This is a genomic window from Spirosoma koreense (assembly GCF_054777875.1).
The window spans coordinates 111,839-132,543 of the sequence record NZ_BAAHAC010000022.1; the positions used below are offsets into that span (position 1 = coordinate 111,839).

Genomic DNA, 20,705 nt, shown 5'->3' on the forward strand with positions numbered 1-20,705 from the left:
ACCTTGCCTGACGACACTGCGTTGGCTAGTCGATCGCCCCGGCTAATTCGTACGGTTAGCAAATTAGGGAAGACTGTCGGCAAATTCAGGCTTTCTGCTTGCCGGTCTTGGGTGTCCATGCTTCTGCCTGTAGTATACGTTTCAGACTTGCTTATCGTTGAATTCTCGTTAAAAATGATGGAAAAAGTTTTCCATTAGTTGGGATTGGCTATTAACCTTTATATTTGTTCGTGCTAATGTAAGTGCCTTTAAATCAGGATGATACTTACCGGGAGGTTAGTACACCGAACCTATGACTTCAAAAGTTAATACACGCAATTCTGCCGATGACCAGCAACTGATTCTTCAGAAAACGCTGTCGATCATCTGTGGTAAATGGCGGCTGTACATTATTTATCAGATAGGAACCGAGGTGCGCCGATACGGTGAACTCCGGCGGATGATTCCGAAAATAAGTGAGAAAGTCCTGATCCAGGAACTGAAGGCCCTGATTTTGTTGGGGGTTATCGAGAAAAGAACCTATAGTGAAGTTCCGCTTCGAGTCGAATACAAACTGACGGCTAAAGGGCGGCAGGCGCTTCCTATCCTGCTAAAGGTTACGGCTATCGGCAAGGTGTTTCTGGCATCGGATGAAAAAACAGCGAATAAGGAGGAATGAATCCATCCTCCCTTCGCCCCAATCCTTTAAAAAACTTTAAATCCGAGAGAAACCGTAGCAATACCCAGGAAACCGGTTATCTGCGTGTTTTTGTAAATACCGCCCACGGGCACAGCGTATCGCAGATCGACATCCAGAAAATCGATGGGTGTATACCCGACTCCTACTTCCAGCGCATACGTAAAATCTTTTACTTCCAGATACTGGGCAACGTATTTGTTGCGTAGATCGGTTGTACCGGTAGTAGCCGGAATGCTTGTCTGCGGAAAACCAACTGTGGTATTGGCATTAATCTGACCACTCGTGGTTCGGGTTACTTCGGCTTTCTGCACGAAAATGAAGTTTGGACCAACATATCCCCGGAGTCTGCCATCCATCCAGCGTTTCCCGATCAAAATAGGCACGTCGACCGATTGCAGCACCGACTCGGAAACAATGTTCAGCGTGGCGTTCAGCAAACCCGGCTGCACACTAACAGGCAGCGCGTTGGCCAGATCCTGGTTAGCATTGACATCAATCGTAGCGCCGGTTTTCTGCTTGAGCACGTACCGGTTATAAGTAGCTTCGGCCTGAAGGAAAAAATGACTGAAGTTTTTTCGTACCCACAGACCGCCCGTGTAGCCAGCGCCAATACCGTTACTTTTATTCTCGACCGCTGGAATCTGAACGTTACCGACCGTCTGAGCCGGAATATTCGTGTAGCCGTGGGTGAAGGTTCCGCCCCCTTTGATGCCAAATTCAAACGATTTCAGGTCGGCCGATGAACCCGTTGTGTTGATCTGTGCCAGAGCAGACGACGCGCTGCCTAGTAGTAGAGCCCCTACTAACAAGTGAGTAAATTTCATAGCTGGATGTTATTGTTGTAGGAGCACGCGACGATAAGAGGCCGGATTGACCTGCGGAATCGTTGCGCTGTATTTGGCATTAATTCCTTTAATAATTTCATTGGCCATCAGCGCATATCCGGCCGGGGTCAGGTGAATGCCATCGAGACTGAAAGCCCCTCCCTGAATAAAAGCAGATGTGTAGGTAAGGCCATTCTGCTTGACGCCACCGGCGGTTGCCAATTGGCTCAGAATTGGGTTGGGGTCGACATAAGCCAGTCCTTTGGCATCCGCCTGCGCTTTCATCACAGTATTGAAGGCTGTGATGCGGGCATTCATAGTGGCTTGTTCGCCCGCGTCCAGTACAAACTGGGTAGGCAACGGATTGGTAGCGTCGATGCCATACCGACCGACTTTGGTGCCTACGTCTGTCCGGCCAAACTTGGTTAGCTCGGTCTGGTTGGCAAGTGAGAGTAGAAACAGATCGTTGGCCGTTGAGGCCCGAACACCCTGCGCTGCATCAGATGCCTGAATAGCCAGGGCCGGTAGGGTAGGCGAGCCGGGTGCCAGCAACTTCACAACCTGGTTGATAACTCCAAGCGTAACGAGCCGGAAATAAGGAGCACCCGTAACGTTCGGAACGCCGATCACGACGCCTTTGCGCCCACCTTCGGTTAATTTATTGATGATGGCCGTGTAATTGGTGGTGAATAAATCCGTAGCGGTCAGTGGCGTAACCCCACCCGTGGTGGCAAAAGCGAGTACGTCGTTGTTGCCCAGCCAGCACGAGAAGAACGTAGCACCGGTGAGATTGTCGCTTACGTACTTGAAATACGTTGTCGTTGGATCGTCGACAAGCCGTTCGAAATAAGGGTTTCCTTGCGTGGAGCCATAACCTGGCGACAAAATATCACCCATCTTGATGCCAGGCACGCCCAGGTTCTGATTGGTACCCGTAAATTTAGTATACAACACCGATCCGTTCGCATTCGTCGTCCGGACCGCACCCGGTGCTACCTGTTTGATGGCTGAAATAAGCGTGATCGGGTTGGTCGTATCGGGCACCTGAACCAGTTTCATATAACCCGACCCAGCCGCCTGCGCTTCCGTGAATAAGGGCTGAACAAAATCGCCACCACCTACGGTCTTAAACTGACCCGCCAGAATGTTCGGGTAGGCGTTCAACTGACTGTCGCGATAAAGGCCTCCATCGGCGAAGCCCGCGGTCAGCGAATTTCCAACAGCTACGTATTTCGTAAAATCGGCACTTCCCTTACTGGGGGTTCCACTACTCCCTGTAATGGGGTCAATATCATTGTTAGCGCAGGCCAGTAGCCCAACCGTAGTGGTCAGAATCAGGCCCCACCTGAGTTTGTTGTGAAAGCGCATTCGATGGTAAAAAGTTAATAGTAAAATAAATAGATAATTTTGTAAAAAAAGAACGCAAAAATACGCCATTTTATGTGACCAACCGGCTACTTTTCCGTAAAACTTACAGCAGTACGCCGGGGGCCATCAAAACAATCGCCTAACGAACAGGTTGTTTCAATAAAACTGAGCGGTTTACCTGCCAGCCGTTTAATCAATGTTCCATTAAAACAAAGTTAACCAATGGGTCTTTTATCATTTTTCAAAGGAGTAGGGGAAAAAATCTTTCACAACGATGCACCAGCCGCTCCCGCTGAAGCAGAAAAAGTTGAACCGGTACGGGCTCAGGCGCTGCTCGATCACGTAAAGCAATTGGGTCTTGCTTATAACAGCCTGACCATAAAAACAAAAGGCGACACGGTTACGATTACGGGCTCGGTGAAATCGCAGGAAGACGCTGAGAAGATCGCCCTGGCCGTTGGTAACGTAGAAGGCGTGTCGGCTGTCGATAATCAATTACAGGTTGATACACCCGCGCCCGAGGGCAAATATTATACGGTCAAATCGGGGGACTCACTGTCGAAAATCGCGAAAGAAGTCTACGGTGACCCCATGAAATACGGAATTATTTTCGAAGCTAACAAGCCTATGCTGAAAGATCCCGATCTGATTTACCCAGATCAGGTTCTACGGATTCCGCAACTGTAATCCGAAAAAACACAAAGCCGGAAGGGGCCCGACAGGTGGTTTGCTCAGCGCAAGGCCGCCTGTCGGGCCCCTTCCGGCTTTATAACTTTTATAAACATTCATACGAGTGGCCGGTTTTATTGAGCGCAACGCAACGAAAAACTTATGGCCGTTCATTTAATATCTTACCTGAAAGAACAGTTCACACCTGCTGTCGTTGACCAGCTTAGCAGTGCGTTGAATGAATCATCGGCTAATACCTTAAAAGCCGTCAACGGAAGCCTGCCCACCTTATTGGGTGGACTTACTCGACGGGTTCAGGCAACCGGAGGAGCCTCGTCGATCATCGGTTTCCTGGATAAAGGCGATTACAGCAACATTCCGCTCGACGTGAGTCAGGCAATCGACCAGAACACGATTGCGCCCGATACTGCGGCTGCCGGTCAGGAATTTCTACAGACGATTTTCGACGATAAGCTGACGCGTACCACCGAGCTTATCAGTACTTATAGCAGCACTAAGCCGCAATCGGTGCGGGCCATTATGGGCCTGGCCGCAGCGATTCTGAAGGGCGTTTTAGGCCGGCAGGATCAGGAGAAGGGCCTAACTGCCGATAGTTTGAAAACCTTGCTGATTGGGCAGGCAACCGAATTTCGGCAACTGTTACCCAGCGGGCTGGAGGCTGTCGGGAGCTTACTGGAATTCGATGAGCTGGTGACGCCGACGGGTCCGCAAACCGAAGTACAGGGAACCGATAATTTTAGCGGTAATGTCGTCAATCCGAATATCCCGAAAAGCGCCGAGGGCGATCGCCGGAAGGAGAACGTGCGCTGGCTTCGGTGGGCTATGATTGTCATTGCCGTGCTGGTGATCGGCCTGATCGTTCAGAAATGCCGGGAAAACCAAAATAGCGTAGACGGAATCAGTACCGATTCGACCTCCCGCGTTGAGTCGAATGCCGTTGAAGACACATCGGCGGCAACGAAAGAAAGTATTCGGGAAGCCCATGGCCAGGCTGCCGATTCGACAGCGCCGGGTCCACTTGGCACCCGCGACTCGTCCAGTTCAAAATAGTTATTTCGACCCATTGGAATCTTCTGTAAACTCTATATCAACGTTCTGAAATCATGACAACAAATCGTGCTCATTACCTTCGTTCGTGGTTGCTCACGGGCCTGCTTGCCTGTTCGAGTCTGACCTTCTGGAGTTGTTCCGGCAATAAAAAAGAAGCTTCTTCCGAAACCAATATGGCCGCCAGCGATAGTACGGCTGGCAGCGACAGCTCGGTATTTGGCCGTCAGGGCGATACCACGGGCAGTAGTATGAACGCTCCTCAACAGGCCCCGCCCGACAGCGGTGACCGTGGGGCTGTGGTCCCCGCCGAAGTCAAAGTAGTGCCCAAAAAATAGCGGTTTAACCGGTAAACTGAAGGAATGGCGGTAAGTAAGTCGGTCGGTATTGGTTAACTTGCGGCTTACTTACCGCCATCAGGCACTAACTTACCAATTCCTTATGTTTGTTGACGCCATTGAACGCGTTGATGCTTTTACTCGCCCTATTCATTCAATCATTCGTCTTCACGGTCACAACGAAGTTGTACCCGGTACAGCTACGCTTTTCTTCGTCAACCAGGAAGGATGCGCCATCACCTGTAAGCATGTTGCGGAGCTGATTACCCAGACCGACACGATCCATCAGAACTATCGTAATTTTCTGGGGGCTCGCCGGAAACTGCTCCACGAAAAGAATGCTACCCAGCTCATCAATCAACTGGAAACGAAATTCCGGATCAATTCGGAAACCATTGTTCGGGTAAAAAATAGTTTCGTTGGCTGCGTCGATCAATACGAAAAGCTGACAATCGACATGCATCCTACCCAGGATCTGGCTTTGCTGCGGTTTGAAGGATACGGTCGCCGACTGTACCGGTCACAGGCCATGTTTCTGGGCGATAGCAGCCTCGTGAAACCAGGTCGAAGCTTATGTCGGTTGGGCTACCCTTTTCCCGAATTCACCAATTTTCGTTACAATCCAGCGATCGACGATATCGAATGGATCACGACCGGTCGGCCGAATTCTCCCCGTTTTCCAATTGACGGTATCGTGACCCGACTGCTGAGTGAGAACAACGAAATTACCGGTATCGAGATGAGTACACCGGGGCTGCGGGGGCAGAGTGGCGGGCCGTTGTTCGATACGAAAGGACTGATCTACGGCATGCAATCGGCTACGCGCCACCTGCACCTGGGTTTCGATATCGAGGATCGCGAAGTCATGGTGAACGGGCGCAAAAGCCGCGTGTCGAACTATCCGTTTCTGAACGTCGGTCAGTGCGTACACGTCGATGTCATCAAAGCATTTCTGCGGGAGCGGAACGTGCCGTTTTACGAAGGTTGACGAGTGCTAACGTCGACGGGACTTTAGCTGTATCTTTGGCGCGGCTAAAGTCCCTTAGTTATGCCCCAAACAACCACTTCACCGTTGGCACAGGCCGCCCTCACAGCCGATGCGCTGGCCTTGCTGAAGAACCTGATTGCCACGCCGTCATTCAGTCGCGAAGAAGATCAGACGGCGCTGCTGCTGGAAGCGTTCTTTGCCGACAGACACATCCCGTTCGAGCGACTTCAGCACAACGTCTGGGCGAAAAATCGCCATTTCGATCCGGCAAAGCCCACCATCCTGCTGAATTCACACCACGACACGGTCAAACCGAATCAATCCTGGACGCTCGATCCGTTCGAGCCCATCGAGCGCGACGGCAAACTGTTCGGGCTGGGCAGTAACGATGCGGGAGGGTGCCTGGTTTCGCTGATGGCTACGTTTGTCCACTTCTACGACCGACCCGATATGGCGTATAATCTCATGATGGTCGCTTCGGCCGAGGAAGAGATTTCGGGGCGGAATGGGTTGGAGCTGGTCCTGCCCGAGTTACCGCCAATCAGCTTCGCCATCGTAGGCGAACCCACCGAAATGCAGCTGGCCATTGCTGAAAAAGGCCTGCTGGTGCTCGATTGTACAGCCCACGGTATTAGCGGTCATGCCGCCCGCAACGAAGGTGAAAATGCGATCTACAAAGCCATACAGGATATTAACTGGCTGTCTACCTATCAGTTTCCGAAAGTATCGCCGACGCTGGGGCCTATCAAACTGTCGGTGACCATTATCAACGCCGGTACGCAGCATAACGTGGTGCCGGATACCTGCACCTTCACGGTCGATGCGCGGATCACCGAGCAATATACCCTCGAAGAAGTGATCGACATTATTCGGGCAAATATTCAGTCGGAGGTAACCCCCCGCTCGATCCGTCTCAAACCGTCGTCCATTCCTGTCGATCATCCCATCGTACAGGCGGGTTTGGCGCTCGGTCGGTATACGTATGGCTCTCCAACAACCTCCGATCAGGCAGTGCTCAACTGCCCCTCGCTAAAGTGTGGTCCGGGGCATTCCGGCCGATCGCATTCGGCGGATGAATTTATTTACCTGCGGGAAATCGAGGAAGGAATCGACGGGTATATTCGGATGCTGGAGCAGATTTTATAAACACCTCACCGAATTTATTGGCTTCTTTGCAATTCAGTCAGCTCGTTTCTCTTTTTTATAGTATGAAGTACATCTGCCGTATGGGTTTGGTCGTAGCCGGTCTTTTGCTGGCAACGATAAGCCAGGCCCAGCCGAAACCTGCACCCCGCCAGCTGGCCTGGCAACCGCTCGAAACTACCGCGTTTTTACATTTTACGGTCAACACCTACACCGATAAAGAATGGGGTGATGGTACCGAAAGCCCATCTATTTTCAACCCCACCAAACTCGACGCCCGCCAGTGGATCAAGTCCCTGAAAGACGCAGGCTTTAAGATGGCCATCATTACGGCCAAGCACCACGACGGGTTCTGCCTGTGGCCCTCCAAAATGACCGAACATTCGGTGAAAAACAGCCCCTGGAAGGCTGGTAAGGGTGATGTCGTTCGGGAAGTAGCCGATGCCTGCCGCGAGTTTGGTCTTAAGTTCGGGGTTTACCTTTCGCCCTGGGACCGTCATGAACCGCGCTATGGAACGGCATCGTATAACGAGTATTATAAAAGCCAGTTGCGGGAGCTGCTGACTAACTACGGCCCGATTTCGGAGGTGTGGTTCGATGGGGCCAAAGGCGAAAACGCCAAAGACATGACCTACGATTTTGCGGGTTACTGGGCGTTAGTACGTGAATTGCAGCCTAATGCGGTGATGTTCTCCGACGCCGGTCCCGACGTGCGCTGGGTGGGCAACGAAGCCGGTAACGCGGGCGAAACCTGTTGGTCTACCATCAATACAGCCGGCCTGGCTCCCGGCAAAGCGGACTCGAAATACCTGAACAGGGGTGATCCAACAGGTAAGCAGTGGGTGCCCGCCGAAACCGACGTCTCGATCCGGCCAGGCTGGTTTTACCATGCGTCGGAGGATGCGAAAGTCCGTTCGGGAAAGAACCTGGTGAATCTGTATTACCAGTCCGTCGGCCGGAATAGCCTGCTGCTGCTCAACGTTCCACCCAACCGGGACGGTCTGTTTTCGGAGCCGGATATTGCCAGCCTGAAAGAATTCCGGAGTATTCTGGACGAAACGTTCAAACAAAACCTGGTCGGCAAACAGCCGAAACTGACGGATAAGAAACTGGCTACGTTCACGACGCTGGCGGCCAATCAGCCCCTGACGATCGACCTGACCGGCGAGCACAGCTTCGACCGGATTTCGATTCAGGAAAACATTGCTGATGGGCAGCGGGTCGCGAGCGGGAAAGTCGAATACTGGGACGGCGCTGGCTGGAAAGCCATCCAGAACTTCACGACCGTGGGCTACAAACGGCTCCTGCGCTTTCCGGCCGTAAATAGTAAGCGGATTCGACTGACGTTTACCAATACAAACGGCCCGGTTCAACTGGCGGAAGTAGGGGTTTTCAAGGCATCTTCGCGTGAAGAATAAACGGCTATGCGCTCAATCCGTACTTTATTAATTGTTGGCCTGACGATTCCTTTGCTCATCAGTCAGGTTTTTGGGCAGGCTGCTTCAGAAAGCATCCGATTGAATCAGGTTGGGTTTTATCCGAACGCTCCTAAAGTCGCCATTGTGGTCGGCAACACAGCCGGGCCGTTTGAGGTGACCACGACCGATGGGAAAACCGTCGTTTTTAAAGGAACACTCGGCAATCAGAGGCAGAACGCCATTTCGGGCAAGACAACCTATACGGCTGACTTTTCGGCACTGAAAAAACCGGGTACCTATGTGGTCAACATTCCGGGCGCTGGGCATTCGTATTCGTTTACCATTCAGCCTAATGTCCATCGCGCTGCGGCCATTGGTGGGCTGAAAGGGTTCTACTACCAGCGGGTATCGACCGAGTTGCCTGCGACCTACGCCGGGCAGTGGCACCGGCCCGCCGGACATCCCGACACGCGCGTGCTGATCCATCCGTCGGCGGCTTCCGAGAGTCGGCCTGCGGGTACGGTGATTTCATCTCCACGGGGTTGGTACGACGCGGGCGACTACAACAAGTACATCGTTAACTCGGGAATTACGATGGGAACCTTACTGTCGCTGTATGAAGACTTCCCAGCCTATTGCCAATCGCTGAAGACCAATATTTCGGAAAGCGGTAACGCCATTCCCGATGTGCTGGACGAAGCCCTCTGGAATCTGCGCTGGATGCTGACCATGCAGGACCCGGCAGATGGTGGAGTTTACCATAAACTGACCAACGCAGGTTTCGATGGCATGATCATGCCCGACAAAGCTACCAAAGACCGCTATGTGGTTCAGAAGAGCATTACCGCTGCGCTCGATTTTGCGGCTGTGATGGCGCAGGCTGCCCGGATTTTCAAGCCGTTTGGCCGCGAACTGCCGGGACTGGCCGATTCCTGCCGGACGGCGGCTGTCAACGCCTGGACGTGGGCGCAGAAGAACCCGGATGCCTACTATCGCCAGAACGAGATGAACCAGCGGTTCGACCCGGACGTAACGACCGGCAGCTACGAAGACAGAGACGCCAGCGACGAGCGAATCTGGGCGGCTACGGAGTTATACATGACCACCCGAGACAACGCCTATGCAACCGCTGTGAACCTATTTCCGGATGATAAGACTCCGTTGCCTTCCTGGCCGCAGGTTCGAACGCTCGCGTATTATACGCTGGCCCGGTCTGCTAAAGACAAATCGTTTCCGAAGCAGGACCTGCTGACGCAGGCCAAAAAGCACATCGTTGAGCTGGCTAATTCGCTGGTGGCAGGCACCGACCAGCAGGCTTTCGGAACGGTCATGGGGAAAACGGCTAAAGATTTTATCTGGGGAAGTAGTTCGGAAGCGGCTAACCAGGGCGTTGCGCTGATTCAGGCGTATCGGTCGACGGGGGATAAAAAATACCTTGATTATGCACTGACCAACCTGGATTATCTGTTCGGCCGAAATGCGGTCGGCTACTCGTTTCTAACGGGTTTCGGCACCAAATCGACCATGAACCCGCACCACCGCCCGTCGGTAGCCGACGGAATCGACGCGCCGGTGCCTGGCTTGTTGTCGGGCGGAACCAACGCCAACGCGGCCCGTCAGGATAAATGTGCGGGCTATACGACCACGGTTGCCGATGAGGTCTATCTCGATCAGTCCTGTTCGTATGCTTCCAACGAGATTGCCATCAACTGGAACGCGCCGTTCGTTTATCTGGCTATCGCCCTTGAGGCCCTGCAAACTGAAGCGGGATACGGCTCAAAGAGCCGGTAATGGCATAACAAATGCCCTGTTTTGCCAGTTGGAATTTCGTTGTTCATCCTTTATCAATCATTCATACACATGTTGTACCCGCTTACGTTCGAAACAATTTTTAAAGATAAAATCTGGGGTGGTCAGAAAATAAAAACCATTCTGGACAAGGATTTTGCCCCCCTACCGAACTGCGGTGAAACCTGGGAGGTGTCCGATGTGGAAGGCAACGTGTCGGTGGTGAAGGAGGGCAGTCTGCAGGGAAAATCGCTCCGTGAACTTGTCGAGCAGTATAAAGACAAGCTGGTCGGACAGCACGTGTACGAAAAATACGGCAACCGGTTCCCGTTACTGATCAAGTTTATCGACGCCAACGACGACCTGTCGATTCAGGTTCACCCGGATGACGAACTAGCGAAAAAACGCGGCAGTGGTTTCGGTAAAACCGAAATGTGGTACATCATCGAAGCCGACCAGGACGCTAAGCTTAATTCGGGTTTCAATCGTGAGGTGACGAAAGACGAATACGTCAAAGCCGTTGCCGACAATACGATTCAGGATATGCTGAATATCGAACCTGCTCAGGCGGGCGATGTTTTTTTCCTCCCCGCCGGCCGGGTTCACTACATCGGCAAGGGTCTGTTGCTGGCTGAAATTCAGCAGACATCCGATACAACCTACCGAATTTATGACTTCGATCGTGTAGATCAGACAACGGGCCAGAAGCGCGAGCTGCATACCGATCTGGCTGTCGATGCCATCGATTACCGCCACTACGATCATTACAAGACCCAGTACGACAAAAAGCTCAACGAAAGCGTCAATGCGGTTAAGAGCGATTATTTCGTAACCAACGTCCTGAATTTCGATCAGGAAGTAGAGCATGATTACACGCACATCGACTCGTTCGTGGTGCTGATCTGCGTGGCGGGGGCTTTAACCGTTGAAACCGAAGGTGGCTACAGCGTACCGCTCAACATGGGGCAATGTGTGCTGATCCCGGCATCCATCAACAATGTCACGCTGGTTCCCGACGGCGACATGACCGTTCTGGAAACGTACGTACCCTAGTGGGATTCAACACAGAGACGCGGAGCACGCAGAGTTTTATTTTTCTCCGTGTACTCCGCGTCTCTGTGTTGAATAGAATGCTAAGATCCTACAGCACATTTGGCAGGGAAATAAAGGCGACGAAAGGAGAAAAGGCGTAGGTTTGCCTTTCTCGTTTCGTCTTTCCTTTTATCGGCAAGACCAAAGCGGAAAGCATTCGTAACTAAAGCAGAGTATGAATCTGAATTTGATCGATAAAGTCATTCTTGTAACGGGTGGGGCCAAAGGCATTGGCGAAGGCATCTCAACCGTGTTGGCCGCCGAAGGAGCTATCCCTGTCATTATTGGCCGCAACGAAGCGGATAACAATAAAACCGTTGAGGCCATTCGCGCCAACGGAGGACGCGCTCACCAGGTCGTAGCCGAACTGTCGCAGCCTGAACCATGTAAACAGGCCGTTGAACAGGCGCTGACTCAGTTTGGCCGTATCGATGGACTAGTCAACAATGCGGGGGTGAACGATGGCGTCGGACTGGAAAATGGTTCTTATGAAGGGTTTATGGCTTCGCTGCACAAAAACCTGGTGCATTATTACCTGATGGCGCATTATGCCTTACCAGCGCTGAAAGAATCCAAGGGGGCAATCGTCAACATCGGTTCGAAAGTAGCCGAAACAGGACAAGGAAACACGTCTGCGTATGCCGCTGCGAACGGAGGTCGAAACGCCTTAACCCGCGAATGGGCGGTTGAACTGTTGCCCTACGGCATTCGGGTGAACTGCGTGGTCGTGGCCGAAAGCTGGACCCCGCTTTACGAAAATTGGATCAAAACCCTGCCCAATCCAGAAGAGAAGCTAAAGCAGATCGTCTCGAAAATTCCACTCGGGCATCGCATGACCACAACCGAAGAACTCGCCAACATGGTGGCGTTTCTGCTCTCGGATCGGTCGAGTCATACCACCGGTCAATTGGTTCACGTCGATGGCGGCTATACTCACCTCGACCGGGCCATCACGGACTAAAACATAAAAATCGTTTAAACACAGAGACACAAAGTACACAGAGTAGTAATTATCAATTTAAATTTTGCAACTCTGTGTACTTTGTGCCGTAACGACAGACCGCTCCGTGTTTAATTAAATCGTAAAATAATGGCTCTCGGACGAACTTCTGATCCTGTTAAACTGAAACCCGGTCAGGAAACCGGAAATTTTGGCCTTGCCTTTGCCCTGGTAACCAGTTTGTTTTTCCTGTGGGGGCTGGCCAATAGCCTGAACGGGTCGCTAATCAAGCAGTTTCAGATAGCCCTGGACCTCAACCGATTCCAGGCTGGTATCGTCGATTTTGCGTTCTACCTCGGGTATTTCTTTATGGCTTTGCCAGCGGGTTACGTCATGCGGAAATTTGGCTATAAACGCGGCATCATGTTTGGGCTCTTGCTCTATGGCGGAGGGGCGTTTCTGTTCTATCCGGCCGCCGAAGTGCGCGTCTACGGCTTTTTTCTGCTGGCATTGTTCACGATGGCCTGCGGTATTGCCTTTCTGGAAACGGCTGCTAATCTTTATGTAACCGTATTGGGCGATCCGGCCAAGTCCGAATGGCGGCTGAATTTTTCGCAATCCTTCAATGGTATCAGCGCCATTCTGGGCCCTGTCATCGGAGCACTTTTTATCTTTTCCAAAACCGAGTACACCCCCGAAATGCTGAAAACCATGGCTCCGGCGCAGGCCGAAGCGGTTCGGGTACAGGAGGCCCTTTCCGTGCAGGGCCCCTATCTGGTTATCGGATCGATCATTGCGGTCGTCTTTGTGCTGTTTGCGCTCACCAAAATGCCCGAAGTCGGGGCTGAAGAAGAGCAGACGGCTGGCGAGGTGTCGATCTGGCGAATTTTTCGGCATCGCCATCTGAGCCTGGGAATCATTGCGCAGTTTCTGAACGTCGGCGCACAGGCTACGCTCTGGGGCTACTTTGTCGATCTCAAACTCGATTTTTCGCGGGAAGGCCACTGGGTTTTAGCGGAAGGCTACATGCACCTGATCAACTCACTGACGGGCGGTTCGAACGATCTGTCGCTGACGCAGATCGCTGGTTTCCATGCGTCATTTGCGCTGGTGCTGTTCATGCTGGGTCGCTTCGTCGGTACGTCGCTGATGACCCGCGTTCGGCCCAACGTCGTGCTGACTATTTACGCGGTCGGGGCTTTGCTGATGGTGCTGCTGGCTATGATAACGGGCGGACTAACGGCGGTCATCGCGCTTAGTTTTACATACTTCTTCCAGTCTATTCAGTTCCCGACCATTTTTGCGCTGGCTACCAAAGGGCTGGGCGCTGAGTCGAAAATTGCATCGTCGCTGGTAATTATGAGTATCGTTGGGGGCGCTCTAATGCCGCTGGTGGCGGGTGCATTGTTTGCGAAAGGCCCCATTTACGCCCTGCTGGTGCCACTTGTTTGTTTCGCCTTTATCGCGTTTTATGCGATGCAGGGTTATCAGACGAAATTGCAGGACGTTGAGCATTCACCTGTAGTTTAAATGGATAATGTAAAATGGATAATGAGTGATGGAATAGTATTATTCATTATTCATTTTACATTATTCATTCACAGAACAGGGTAAGAGAAGGTAAGTTGTCGGCATGCTACCGCGTAACTTGTCATCGATTTGTCGACTTGCTCTGTTTTTCTGAATCCTGTAAATCACACTAATTCGATAAATCCTGGTTCTGATGCGCTATTGTCTGGCTCTCGACCTGAAAGACGACCCGGCATCAATTGCCGAGTACGAACAATACCATAAGCGGCTCCGGCCTGAAATCGAAGCCAGTATCCGCGAAGCGGGTATTACGGAGATGGAAATTTATCGCGTCGGAAATCGTTTATTTATGATCATGGAAACCGATGAAACGTTCTCTTTTGACGCCAAAGCGGCTGCCGATGCAGCCAATCCAAAGGTTCAGGAGTGGGAACAACTGATGTGGACCTATCAGCAGTCGCTGCCGATGGCCAAACCCGGTGAAAAATGGGTGCTCATGAACCAGATCTTTCAACTGTAGGACCGACCCGGAGGGTCGGGCGAGAAAAGTTCATCCAGTTTAATTCTCCCGACCCAGCGGGTCGGCGCTACTTTTATGAACGTTGCCTTATTTATTCCCTGCTACGTCGACCAGTTTTACCCACAAGTGGGTATCGCTACCATGAAATTACTGGAAAAGGTGGGCGTTCAGGCTACGTTTCCGATGCAGCAAACCTGCTGCGGGCAACCCATGGCCAACGCTGGCTGCGAAGTCGATTCCATCCCGGTCTATCACAATTACGTGCGCACCTTCGCCGATTATGACTACATCGTAGCGCCGTCGGGGAGTTGCGTGTACCATGTTCGTAAGCATTTCAACATCATCGACCAGACGCCCGCCGTCAAGCACGTCCGCGAGCGAACGTACGAATTGATCCAGTTTCTGACCGATGTGCTGGGTGTAACGAACATCGAAGCCGAATTTCCGTATCGCGTTGGTCTGCACCAGAGCTGCCACGGTCAGCGTGGCCTGCGGTTAGCACCCGATTCGGAAATGTCGCCGAACCGCGAAGGAAAAGTGAGTCAGCTGTTGAAGCAGGTGCGCGGTTTAGAGCTGATCGAGCTGGACCGGTACGACGAGTGCTGTGGGTTCGGGGGCGCGTTCTGTGTATCGGAAGCCGCAGTGTCGGGCCGGATGGGGCAGGACCGTGTGCAGGACCACGTTAAAAATGGTGCCCAGGTGATTACCGGGGGCGACGTTTCCTGTCTTATGCATCTCGAAGGCATTGTCCGTCGGCAGAAATTGCCCCTGCGGGTCATGCATGTCTCCGAGATTCTAATCGGAAGCGTTTCGTAATTATGCCGAATTTGTACATCATGGCCGGTCCCAACGGAGCCGGTAAAACGACAGCAGCCTATACTTTGTTACCAGAGGTAATGAAGACAAAGGAATTTGTCAATGCCGATGAAATTGCACGGGGCCTATCGCCTTTCAATGTGGAAGCGGTGGCCTTTGAGGCTGGTCGGCTTATGTTGCAGCGCATGGAGCAGCTTATGCACCAGGAGGTTGATTTTGCCATCGAGACAACATTATCGACTCGCTCCTACGTACAAACCATCCATCGGGCACAACAAATCGGGTATACAGTAAGTCTGTATTATTTCTGGATACCTTCGGCCGAGGTGTCGAAAGAGCGGGTTGCCCTGCGTGTGGCTAAGGGTGGTCACAACATCCCTCCGGATGTAATCGAACGGCGGTATAGTCGAAGTGTTATTAATCTGACCAATCTGTATATACCTGTCTGCGATTACTTCACTGTTTTCAGTAATGCCAATATACCGACGGAAATGGTGGCAACGGGAGGAATGGATCTTGATACTGATGTGTTTAATGAGGATATTTGGTTAACTATTATAAGCTATGGAAGCCGTTCAAATAAAGACAAGACCGAGTAATGACGAAGTGCTGGCAGGCATTCGTCGTGCCGTACAAAAAGTGGTTGAACAGGCCAAGCGTGACGATCAAGAACTGGTTATAGCTGATGAGAATGGTAAGCCGGTTCGTGTTAAAGCCCGAGATTTATAAGTTATGACGCACGCACAAGCTGCCGACCGTTTCACCGCCGATTTTGAACGGACCACCTGGCACGACCAGGCTCTGTGGTTTGTCCGGCAGAAACGCGACCGTATGGCCTATTCGCTGCCCGAATGGGAAGAGCTCCGCGAACTGGCCTCACAGATAAAAAACCATGCCCTCAGTCAGTTAGATACGTACCTGGAGGAATTCGAACGAAATGCGCTGGCCAACGGCGCTCACGTTCACTGGGCTGCCAACGCGCAGGAACACAACGAGATTGTGCTGAATATTCTGCGCAAGCATGGGTCTACCCGGTTGGTCAAAAGCAAATCTATGCTGACCGAAGAGTGTCATCTGAATCCATACCTGATCAGGAATGGCGTTGAGGTAGTCGATACGGACCTGGGCGAGCGAATTATCCAACTGATCGATGAACCGCCGAGCCACATCGTTATGCCGGCGATTCACCTTAAAAAAGAGGACGTAGGCGATATTTTTCACAAACACCTCAATACACCCGCCGGAGCCAGCGATCCGCAGTTCCTGGCCGAAACCGCCCGTCAGCACCTGCGCAAGCATTTTGTCGCGGCCGACGCAGCCTTATCGGGTGTGAACTTTGCGATTGCCGAAACAGGCGGATTTGTCGTCTGTACCAACGAGGGGAACGCCGATCTGGGCGTTACGCTGGCCCCCGTACACATTGCCAGCATGGGCATCGAGAAGATCATCCCGAAACTCGAACACCTGGGGGTCTTTACGCGCCTGCTGACCCGCTCGGCTACCGGTCAGCTCATGACGGCCTATACCAGTCATTTTCATAAACCCAGACCCGGTCAGGAATTGCATATTGTCATTGTCGACAACGGGCGGGTGGCGCAGTTGGGTCGGCCGGATTTTCGGGCGTCGCTGAAGTGCATTCGCTGTGGCGCCTGCATGAATACCTGTCCTGTCTATCGGCGCAGCGGAGGGCATAGCTACGACTACACCGTTCCGGGGCCGATCGGGTCGATTCTGTCGCCCAACGTCGATCTGAAAAAACACAGCACCCTGCCGTTTGCCAGTACGCTCTGCGGGTCGTGTTCAGATGTGTGTCCGGTTAAGATCGACATCCACGTACAGCTGTATAAATGGCGGCAGATCATTAATGAGAATAAAGCAACACCCGTCGGCAAACGGCTGGGGATGAAAGGGCTCTCCAAAGTGCTGTCCCGCCCAAAACTGTATGCGCGGTTAGGCAAAGCAGCCCGTCGGGTGCTGGCCTCAACGCCATATTCACTTTCGCACAACGGCACCATCAATCCCTGGGCCATCGCCCGCGAACTGCCCGAACCGCCGAAACAAAGTTTCCGGGAGTGGTACGCTGCCAACGCTAAGTAATGTTTTATAAAAAGCCCGATCTGATCGGGCTTTTTCGTTTTCTGATCGGTCGAATATGTCCACCGCTCACAAAACAACCTGTATATTTGAGTATCACTCATCAGGTTTGCTTCCATGAAACTCCGTTTACTGGTACTGCTGTCGATCTGGGTTACGTCGGCACGGGCTCAATTGACACCCACTGGCAATTTCGTTCGCGACAATTACCAGAAGTTCGAGTATAAAATTCCGATGCGCGACGGTACGAAACTGCATACGGCGGTTTACGTTCCGAAAGATGCCTCGGGTTCGAAAACGTATCCGTTTCTGATGCAGCGGACCTGTTATAGCGTAGCGCCTTATGGTCCCGATGCCTACCCGTCGCAGGTGGGTCCGTCGGGTACGCTCATGCGGGAAAAGTTTATTTTCGTGTATCAGGATGTACGCGGTCGATGGATGTCGGAAGGTACCTGGACCAACATGACCCCGACCGTCACCGACCAGCAGCCCGCACCCGTTGCGAAGGGGAAAAAGCCGACGGCCAAACCGACCGGTCCGCTGCTCGTCGACGAAAGTTCCGATACCTACGACACGATCGACTGGCTACTCAAAAACGTACCGAACAACAACGGTCGGGTAGGGCAGTGGGGCATTAGTTACCCTGGCTTTTATACCATCGCGGGGGCCGTAACGGCTCATCCGGCCTTAAAAGCTTCGTCGCCCCAGGCTCCGGTTTCGGACTTTTTCTTCGATGATTTCCACCACAATGGCGCGTTCATTCAGGCTTATCTGTTCACGTTTCCGGTGTTCGGTGTTCAGCATCCTGCTCCGACTACTAAAGATTGGTACGACGATCAGTTTATCAAGACAGGCACGAGCGACGGTTTCCAGTTTCAGTATGACCTTGGACCGCTCAAAAACGTGGATAAGTATTACAAGGATAATTTTTTCTGGCAGGAGACCGTCAATCATCCCAACTACGATGAGTTCTGGCAGAAGCGGAGCATCATTCCGCATCTCAAAAACATAAAACACGCCCTGATGACAGTGGGCGGCTGGTTCGACGCCGAAGATTTGTATGGTCCGCTGACCATCTACAAAACCGTAGAGAAGAACAATCCGGGCACGTACAACACCTTGGTCATGGGGCCGTTCGGACACGGTCGCTGGTCGCGCGAAACGGGGCATACCCTGCACAGCAACGTCTACTTTGGCGATAGCATCGCTACCTTCTACCAGCGGAACATCGAGGCTAAGTTCTTCGATCATTTTCTGAAAGGACCAGGTGATGGAAAAACGGGCTTACCCGAAGCCTATCTGTTCAACACCGGCCGAAACGAGTGGCGGACCTTCGATAAGTGGCCGACGGCCGATGCACAGACAAAGCAATTTTACCTGACGACGGATGGTAAACTGGCCACCAACAAAGTTATGGGCTCGACGGAAGCGGGTGGTAATTCGTTTTCGGAGTTTGTCAGCAATCCGATGAAGCCGGTTCCGTATACCGAAGATATTACTACCCTACAAGGCTTTACGCCCTTCAATTACATGTCGGAAGATCAGCGGTTTGCCAGCCGCCGACCCGATGTGCTGACGTTTCAGACTGACGTTTTAACCGAAGATTTGACGCTGGGTGGCGAAATTATGGCCAAACTAAAAGTAAGCACAACGGGTTCGGATGCTGACTGGGTCGTGAAATTGATCGATGTGTACCCGCCCAGTGAACCGAATCATGCGTATATGCCTAACAAAAATATCACGTTGGGGAATTACCAGCAGATGGTGCGCTCGGAAGCGATGCGTGGGCGTTTCCGCAACTCGTTCGAAAAACCCGAACCGTTTAAGCCAGGTGAAGTAACCGACGTGAATTTCCGTTTGCAGGATGTTCTACACACGTTCAAAAAAGGCCATCGAATGATGATTCAGGTGCAGAGTACGTGGTTTCCATTAATCGACCGTAATCCACAGAAGTATGTGGATAACATCTTTAAAGCTGATGCCGCCGATTTTCAGAAAGCCACGCACCGGGTTTATGATAATTCGGTTATTGAGGTACAGGTAATCAAGTAAACTGTTTTTTCTGACAGGATTAACAGGATAAAACAGGTTTTTTTCTAAAAGCTGTCTAGACTTTTAAAACGTGAGTGAGTTTGTCATTCCGACGCAGGAGGAATCTTGAAGCAAATCAACCCTCAAGATTCTTCCTGCGTCGGAATGACAAACTCACACTCTGATTATTGGTTAAGTAGCTGTTAAATCTGAAATTCAAAAAAGATTCACTAATTGAAAATTCTGTCTTAACCTGTTAATCCTGTCAAAAAGACCTAACCAACGAACTGATGAAAGCTATCTGGAACGGTAAAACCATTGCCGAAAGCAACGACACGATCGTCGTCGAAAACAACCATTATTTTCCGAAAAACTCCGTCGATGCGACGTACCTGGTCGGCAGCCAGACCCACACGACCTGCCCGTGGAAAGGAATAGCCTCGTATTATTCTTTGTCGGTCGATGGAAAAACCAACACCGATGCCGCCTGGTATTATCCGCAGCCCAAGCCAGCGGCTGATGAAATCAAAGATTACATCGCCTTCTGGAAGGGCGTTCAGGTCGTCGAATGATCGAAATCCAGAATCTGGTCAGGCGTTTTGGTGCACATATAGCGGTGGATAACGTCTCGCTGAGCGTTGGGCAGGGCGAAACGCTGGTGCTGTTGGGCACGAGCGGATGCGGTAAAACCACGACGCTCAAGATGATCAACCGACTGATCGAACCCAGCAGTGGTTCGATCCATGTGGACGGCGTCGACGTGCGTCAGCAGGATGGCCCCACGCTGCGCCGACAGATTGGCTATGTGATTCAGGATGGCGGGTTGTTTCCCCACTACACGGTTGCCGAAGCCATTGCCACCGTGCCGAAGCTGTTGAACTGGGAACCTGCCGCTATTCAGGAACGCACACACGAGCTGATCACTAAGCTGCAACTTCCCGAAACGGCTCTCAAACGCTACCCTGCCGAACTCAGCGGTGGTCAGCGCCAACGCGTCGGACTGGCCCGGGCGCTGGCGGCCAGACCGCCGGTTGTACTAATGGACGAGCCGTTTGGCGCCCTCGATCCCTTCACCCGGCGGCACGTTCGCCGTGAATTATTCGGGCTGAACGAATTGAACGAAACGACGGTCGTGCTGGTCACTCATGACGTCAATGAAGCCCTCGAACTAGCCGACCGGATTGCGCTCATGGATCGGGGAAAGATCGTGCAGATAGGCGCCCCCCAGGAACTGATGAACCGCCCCCTAAATGATTTTGTCCGCGATTTTCTGGACGAGCGACCCCTTCCGAAGCTCTAAGGTAAGTGCTGGTCAGTCCGGAATTATACCCGCCAGGGTGCTTTCGGCTACAGCTAAGTGGACGAGGCTGGTGAATTGTTCACGTCTTTTGTGTATACT

Annotated in this window: 21 protein-coding genes; 19 read left to right on the forward strand and 2 right to left on the reverse strand. The window is 52.1% G+C overall.

The features are described from left to right. Positions 1-292: 292 nt before the first annotated feature. Positions 293-658 carry a winged helix-turn-helix transcriptional regulator gene (locus ACYVC2_RS14060; RefSeq protein ID WP_461103078.1) on the forward strand — a complete coding sequence of 122 codons (366 nt, stop codon included), beginning with the start codon at positions 293-295 and terminating at the stop codon, positions 656-658. A gap of 26 nt (positions 659-684) precedes the next feature. On the opposite strand, the gene ACYVC2_RS14065 is transcribed toward ACYVC2_RS14060, so the two are convergent. Together ACYVC2_RS14065 and ACYVC2_RS14070 are read right to left on the reverse strand one after the other, a co-directional pair. Beyond that, on the reverse strand, positions 685-1,503 hold the full coding sequence (locus tag ACYVC2_RS14065) for an outer membrane beta-barrel protein (protein ID WP_461103079.1): 819 nt from the start codon (positions 1,501-1,503) through the stop codon (positions 685-687). Between the two features lie 9 nt (positions 1,504-1,512). Beyond that, positions 1,513-2,871: an SGNH/GDSL hydrolase family protein gene (locus ACYVC2_RS14070; protein WP_461103080.1), complete on the reverse strand. Its 1,359-nt coding sequence runs from the start codon at positions 2,869-2,871 to the stop codon at positions 1,513-1,515. 222 nt (positions 2,872-3,093) lie between these two features. On the opposite strand from ACYVC2_RS14070, the gene lysM reads away from it, so the two are divergent. The 18 genes from lysM (at position 3,094) to ACYVC2_RS14160 (ending at position 20,606) form a co-directional block, all read left to right on the forward strand. Next, entirely contained in the window at positions 3,094-3,558 is a 465-nt protein-coding gene (gene lysM, locus ACYVC2_RS14075) for a peptidoglycan-binding protein LysM (RefSeq protein ID WP_461103081.1), read from the forward strand. Between the two features lie 144 nt (positions 3,559-3,702). Next, positions 3,703-4,611: a DUF937 domain-containing protein gene (locus ACYVC2_RS14080; protein ID WP_461103082.1), complete on the forward strand. Its 909-nt coding sequence runs from the start codon at positions 3,703-3,705 to the stop codon at positions 4,609-4,611. A 53-nt stretch (positions 4,612-4,664) separates the two neighbouring features. Beyond that, entirely contained in the window at positions 4,665-4,946 is a 282-nt protein-coding gene (locus tag ACYVC2_RS14085; RefSeq protein WP_461103083.1) for a hypothetical protein, read from the forward strand. A 103-nt stretch (positions 4,947-5,049) separates the two neighbouring features. Next, on the forward strand, positions 5,050-5,934 hold the full coding sequence (locus ACYVC2_RS14090; protein ID WP_461103084.1) for a S1 family peptidase: 885 nt from the start codon (positions 5,050-5,052) through the stop codon (positions 5,932-5,934). 60 nt (positions 5,935-5,994) lie between these two features. Next, on the forward strand, positions 5,995-7,080 hold the full coding sequence (locus ACYVC2_RS14095) for a M20 family metallo-hydrolase (protein WP_461103085.1): 1,086 nt from the start codon (positions 5,995-5,997) through the stop codon (positions 7,078-7,080). A 62-nt stretch (positions 7,081-7,142) separates the two neighbouring features. Further along, positions 7,143-8,495 (forward strand): alpha-L-fucosidase, encoded by a 1,353-nt coding sequence (locus ACYVC2_RS14100; protein ID WP_461103086.1) that lies wholly within the window; start codon positions 7,143-7,145, stop codon positions 8,493-8,495. Positions 8,496-8,501: 6 nt separating this feature from the next. Beyond that, positions 8,502-10,286, forward strand: coding sequence for a glycoside hydrolase family 9 protein (locus tag ACYVC2_RS14105; RefSeq protein WP_461103087.1), 1,785 nt, complete (start codon positions 8,502-8,504; stop codon positions 10,284-10,286). Positions 10,287-10,355: 69 nt separating this feature from the next. Further along, positions 10,356-11,336: a type I phosphomannose isomerase catalytic subunit gene (locus tag ACYVC2_RS14110; RefSeq protein WP_461103089.1), complete on the forward strand. Its 981-nt coding sequence runs from the start codon at positions 10,356-10,358 to the stop codon at positions 11,334-11,336. Between the two features lie 214 nt (positions 11,337-11,550). Then, positions 11,551-12,336, forward strand: coding sequence for an L-fucose dehydrogenase (locus ACYVC2_RS14115; protein ID WP_461103090.1), 786 nt, complete (start codon positions 11,551-11,553; stop codon positions 12,334-12,336). A gap of 129 nt (positions 12,337-12,465) precedes the next feature. Continuing rightward, positions 12,466-13,845 (forward strand): L-fucose:H+ symporter permease, encoded by a 1,380-nt coding sequence (fucP, locus tag ACYVC2_RS14120; RefSeq protein WP_461103092.1) that lies wholly within the window; start codon positions 12,466-12,468, stop codon positions 13,843-13,845. Positions 13,846-14,038: 193 nt separating this feature from the next. Then, positions 14,039-14,365, forward strand: coding sequence for an L-rhamnose mutarotase (locus ACYVC2_RS14125; protein ID WP_461103094.1), 327 nt, complete (start codon positions 14,039-14,041; stop codon positions 14,363-14,365). Between the two features lie 75 nt (positions 14,366-14,440). After that, complete coding sequence (locus ACYVC2_RS14130) at positions 14,441-15,181, forward strand: (Fe-S)-binding protein (protein ID WP_461103095.1); 741 nt, start codon at positions 14,441-14,443, stop codon at positions 15,179-15,181. Positions 15,182-15,183: 2 nt separating this feature from the next. After that, positions 15,184-15,780 (forward strand): zeta toxin family protein, encoded by a 597-nt coding sequence (locus ACYVC2_RS14135; protein ID WP_461103097.1) that lies wholly within the window; start codon positions 15,184-15,186, stop codon positions 15,778-15,780. Then, positions 15,746-15,910 (forward strand): hypothetical protein, encoded by a 165-nt coding sequence (locus ACYVC2_RS14140; protein ID WP_461103098.1) that lies wholly within the window; start codon positions 15,746-15,748, stop codon positions 15,908-15,910. The genes ACYVC2_RS14135 and ACYVC2_RS14140 overlap by 35 nt, the downstream gene beginning before the upstream one ends. A gap of 3 nt (positions 15,911-15,913) precedes the next feature. Next, entirely contained in the window at positions 15,914-17,278 is a 1,365-nt protein-coding gene (locus ACYVC2_RS14145) for a lactate utilization protein B (RefSeq protein WP_461103099.1), read from the forward strand. Between the two features lie 114 nt (positions 17,279-17,392). Further along, entirely contained in the window at positions 17,393-19,327 is a 1,935-nt protein-coding gene (locus tag ACYVC2_RS14150) for a CocE/NonD family hydrolase (protein ID WP_461103100.1), read from the forward strand. Positions 19,328-19,596: 269 nt separating this feature from the next. Continuing rightward, positions 19,597-19,878, forward strand: coding sequence for a DUF427 domain-containing protein (locus ACYVC2_RS14155; protein ID WP_461103101.1), 282 nt, complete (start codon positions 19,597-19,599; stop codon positions 19,876-19,878). Continuing rightward, on the forward strand, positions 19,875-20,606 hold the full coding sequence (locus ACYVC2_RS14160; protein WP_461103102.1) for an ABC transporter ATP-binding protein: 732 nt from the start codon (positions 19,875-19,877) through the stop codon (positions 20,604-20,606). Before ACYVC2_RS14155 ends, ACYVC2_RS14160 begins: the two co-directional genes overlap by 4 nt. Positions 20,607-20,705 lie beyond the last annotated feature (99 nt).